Source organism: Streptococcus oralis (genome assembly GCF_001579175.1).
GTDB lineage: Bacteria > Bacillota > Bacilli > Lactobacillales > Streptococcaceae > Streptococcus > Streptococcus oralis_O.
Window position 1 is genome coordinate 191713 of record NZ_KQ970761.1, and the last position, 4288, is coordinate 196000.

Consider the following 4288-nt stretch of genomic DNA (forward strand, 5'->3'; position numbering starts at 1 on the left):
ATTCGGTTGTCCCCTGCAAATTGGTAGCAGATTCCCCCTCAAGCAACGACTGATAGTCTGCCATGAGGGCTTCTAGTCTCGCTTCTGGGATGGATTCCCCATTGATGCTAATCTGGTCTGTGTAATGAATGAGATAGGGCGAACTGAACACACCTACTCTCAGACCTAGCTTTACGAGCATATTTTTCAAAAAAGCAATGGTCGAGCCCTTGCCATTGGTCCCTCCAATATGGATGACCTTAAGTTTGAGATGGGGATTGCCTCGCAGAGCTAGGAGTTCCACCATTCGTTCCAAACCAAAATGTGGTTGGTCCGTCCGGTAATGGGCAATCCACTGATTGTTTTGAATTTCGTTCATCTTACTTATATTGTTTTAAATCTAGATTTTCTGCATCATCTGCCAAACGAATGGCTGACGCAATTTCAACCGCCATCCTGTGACTGGCTACATCATGCACGCGCACCACTTCCACACCCTGTCTCGCAGCGATACTGGTTACATGAGCCGAAGCTGTGTCCCGATTGCGGAAACCGACTTCCGTTTCAGGATTGACTTCAAAGCCATTTTCCTCCAGGATATTAATGACAAACCGCTTACGCGAAACTCCAAGAAAAATCGGATAGCCTTGCTGGTGTAGTTTATCTAGATCCCGTAGAAGGAGTAGATTTTCCTTTTTGGTCAGGCCAAAGCCAATCCCCAGATCCAACATGATCTTATCTTTTGCAATCCCAGCTTGATCCGCTCTCGCCAAAGCTCGTTCAAAGAAAGCTGTCATCAATTCTTCTACTGGTAGTTGTTCAAAGTCCGCCAAGTCTTCATTTGTAAAAGGTTCCCCAAAGCCAAAACGAGGAAATATGAGCGAACTAGGGTGTTGAGGTCGAGCCATGACTGGATTAAACATGATGACCACTTGCGCTCCCGCTTTGGCAACCACCTGAGCCATTTTCTCATCTCCCATGAGTCCAGTGATATCATTGACAAGATTGGCACCAGCTTCCAAAGCAGCCTCTGCTACCTGACTTTTCCAAGTATCGATGGAAATGAGGACATCACTTTCCTTGCGAATAGCTTTGATAACTGGAACAACACGTTGGATCTCTTCTTCTATCTCAACATAGCTACAGCTACTTCCAGGACGAGTCGATTCTCCACCGATATCTAGCATGCTCGCTCCTTCTGCTATCAATTTACGAGCCTGCTGGAGTGCCTGCTCAAGAGCAAAAAACTGACCACCATCCGAAAAAGAATCTGGTGTTACATTGATAATTCCACAAATAGCTGTTTTTCCGTGGTTGACTTTATTGGACATAACGGTTACTCCCTTAAGGTTCTCTACCATATTATCCCTCTATTTTACCATAAAAAGAAAAAGATGGACACGTTAGTATTCATCTTTTCCAAGTAGGCCAAAGGTCTAGATTTATAGGCCCAGATTTCTACTAATCAATACCAATATAGCTATCAAACAAAATGCTACACCATTGAGAATCATATGAAGCAGGATGGACATCTCTAAACGTTCTGTCTTATAGGCTGTCCAAGTTAGAACTGTTGACATCCCACCATAAATAATCACAGAAGGCAGATTGGTTGGAGTATGGAGTAAGGCAAAGACAATTGCCCCAACAACAAAGCCAAGTTTTTCCTTACCTCGGAAGATTTTTTTAGGAATAATCCCACGACACAAAATTTCCTCACAAATCGGCGCAATCAAGACTAGCATGAAAAAAGTGGCAATCAAGGAACTATTTTCAACCAGACTGTTAATAGTTGATTGATTGCTCGTTGTCGTTTCATTCGTCATGCGAAGCAAAGCTGCACCAAACAAATTGTTAGCAAAAATCACTAGGTAACTCAACACCAAGCGAGCCAAGTCTTTGGCCTTAAAAAAGGACAGATTAAAAGTGGCAAGTTGTGTTTTTCGAGCACCTAAAATAAAGACAGTCAAAATAACAATGGATAGGGCACCGACTAAGAGCCCTGATTGTAAAAGTGGAAATTGATTAGAAGCTAACCAAAAAGATAGCCCTAAAGGAACTTGCGCTAGAATTAAAGCCACTAAAAGGATGAGGACCCACATCCCTCTGTTCAAAATCTCTTGCCAAATTGTCTTTTCTTTCATCTTGTACCTCCTTATAATAAAAAGGGGAAATTCCCCTTTTTCTATTATACCATTTATAGTGCCATACTGATATAGTTAAGGATAAACAAGGCATCCAAAATCCAAATCATCACGTGCACATCCTTGGCTTGACCTTTGACAAGTTTTGTCAAGGTGTATGTCAAGAAACCAACTGCGATCCCTTGAGTAATTGAGTAGCTGAATCCCATAAAGATAGAAGTAAAGAAGGCAGGAACTGCTTCTGACATATCATCCCAAGGAATATTTTTAAGATTAGACAGCATCATAATTCCGACGATAATCAAAATTGGTGCTGTTGCTGCTGAAGGAACAATAGCAAGAAGTGGGCTAAAGAAGCTAGATAGGGCGAAACAGATAGCAACTACTAGAGCTGTCAAACCTGTACGTCCACCAGCACCAATACCTGCTGCTGACTCAATATAAGTTGTTACGTTTGAAGTACCTGCAATGGCACCTACCGAAGTTGCTACCAAATCAGAGTATAGAGCCTTGTCCAATTTAGCGGACTCATGGTTTTCTCCACTTGTCGCAACGATACCAACTTTTTCACCAGTACCGATAAGAGTACCGATTGTATCAAAAATATCCGTTAGTGAGAAGGCAAGAATAGCCATCAAGGTTTCTGGTAAACGCGAAGTGTTTGAAATCAAAGATCCTAAACCTTCTGAACCAAGAGCTGCACCAAACAAAGTTCCTAGATCATTAATCGCTGATGAAAGATTGTTGCTAGCAAAGTCAATCCCTGACAAATTCACAACACCCACAGCAATAGCAAGGACAGTCGTTGTTAAAATAGAAAGAATGATTCCACCTTTGATGCCTTTAACAACAAAGAAGATGGTAATAGCCAGACCTGCAAGAGCCACCAATACTGCTGGAGTATTGAAGTCTACCAAGCCTGGAACGGCTGCTGAATTTGCTGTAAGTGCAGCTTGAGCCTTGTCTGCTCCTTCGCCTGCTACCGTATAAGTACCTGGATCGATTGAGAATTTCAAGAGACCGGCATTCTTAATCCCAACATAGGCAAGGAAAACACCAATACCAGCCGAAATAGCTGAACGAAGTGTTGTAGGAATAGATTCGATAATCATTTTACGAACATTTGTCAAGGTAATAATCAGTGAAATAATTCCACAGATGAAGACCATACCAAGAGCTTCTTTCCAAGAATAGCCCATTCCAAATACAACTGTAAAGGTGAAGAAGGCATTTAGTCCCATACCTGGTGCTTGTGCGTACGGCAAATTAGCATAGAAAGCCATCATCAAGGTACCGACTACAGAACCGATAATCGTTGCTAAGAACACACCTTGAACAGGCATACCCGTTTGGGAAAGCATTTGAGGGTTTACAAAGAGAATATAACTCATTGCAAAGAATGTTGTTAAACCAGCAAGCACCTCTGTACGGACATCTGTCCCGTGCTCTTTTAGTTTAAATAGTTTGTCCATCTTTAATCTCCTTTTGTTTTTTTACGAACAATATGAGTATTATATCATTTATCATTCACCTTTTCAATATGTTTGTTTGAATTATTTAACAAAATGGAATTTTCATTTTTTGTTTTGAGTCTGTTTTTCTTCTTTCTTTTTGATATAATAGTAGACATCTTATCTGGAATCTACTAGGAAGGTTTATATGACTAAAAAAATTATTGCAGTCGATTTGGACGGAACCTTGCTCAATGATGAAAGCAAGCTCTCCGATTTTACCAAAAAGACAATCAAAAAAATTACTGAAAAGGGGCACCATGTTGTCATCACGACAGGCCGTCCTTACCGCATGGCAAAGAACTTCTACCGTGAACTAGAGTTGCATACTCCCATGATTAACTTTAATGGTTCCCTCACTCATCTACCCGGACAGACTTGGGCGCATGAAAAGTGCTTGACCTTGGACAAAAAATACCTCTTGGACATGGTCCAACGCAAAGAGGATATCCAAGCTGACTTTATTGCTGGAGAATACCGTAAGAAATTCTACATCACAGCTCCTAATGAAGAAATCGCAGATCCAAAATTATTTGGTGTGGAAAATTTCCAACCCGAAAATCAATTCAAGCCTGAACTGGTGACCAAGGACCCAAACTGCATCCTCTTGCAAACAAGAGCCGAGGACAAATACGCTCTAGCAGACGAGATGAA

General features: G+C 41.4%; 4 protein-coding genes and 1 pseudogene. 1 reads left to right on the top strand and 4 read right to left on the bottom strand.

The window, feature by feature from the left end:
• From SORDD24_RS11010 to SORDD24_RS09325, 4 genes and pseudogenes are all read right to left on the bottom strand, one after another.
• Positions 1–358 (bottom strand): annotated as a pseudogene (locus tag SORDD24_RS11010) (bifunctional folylpolyglutamate synthase/dihydrofolate synthase); the annotation flags it as partial.
• Position 359: 1 nt separating this feature from the next.
• A complete protein-coding gene (gene folP / locus SORDD24_RS09315) occupies positions 360–1340 on the bottom strand; it encodes a dihydropteroate synthase (RefSeq protein ID WP_061409805.1) in 981 nt (326 codons plus the stop codon).
• 81 nt (positions 1341–1421) lie between these two features.
• Entirely contained in the window at positions 1422–2123 is a 702-nt protein-coding gene (locus SORDD24_RS09320; protein WP_000660806.1) for a CPBP family intramembrane glutamic endopeptidase, read from the bottom strand.
• A gap of 53 nt (positions 2124–2176) precedes the next feature.
• Positions 2177–3595 (bottom strand): NCS2 family permease, encoded by a 1419-nt coding sequence (locus SORDD24_RS09325; protein ID WP_061409807.1) that lies wholly within the window; start codon positions 3593–3595, stop codon positions 2177–2179.
• A 187-nt stretch (positions 3596–3782) separates the two neighbouring features.
• Between SORDD24_RS09325 and SORDD24_RS11850 the strand changes: the two genes are divergently transcribed.
• The coding region (locus SORDD24_RS11850) for an HAD-IIB family hydrolase (protein WP_231082745.1) at positions 3783–4288 on the top strand (506 nt) is incomplete at its 3' end.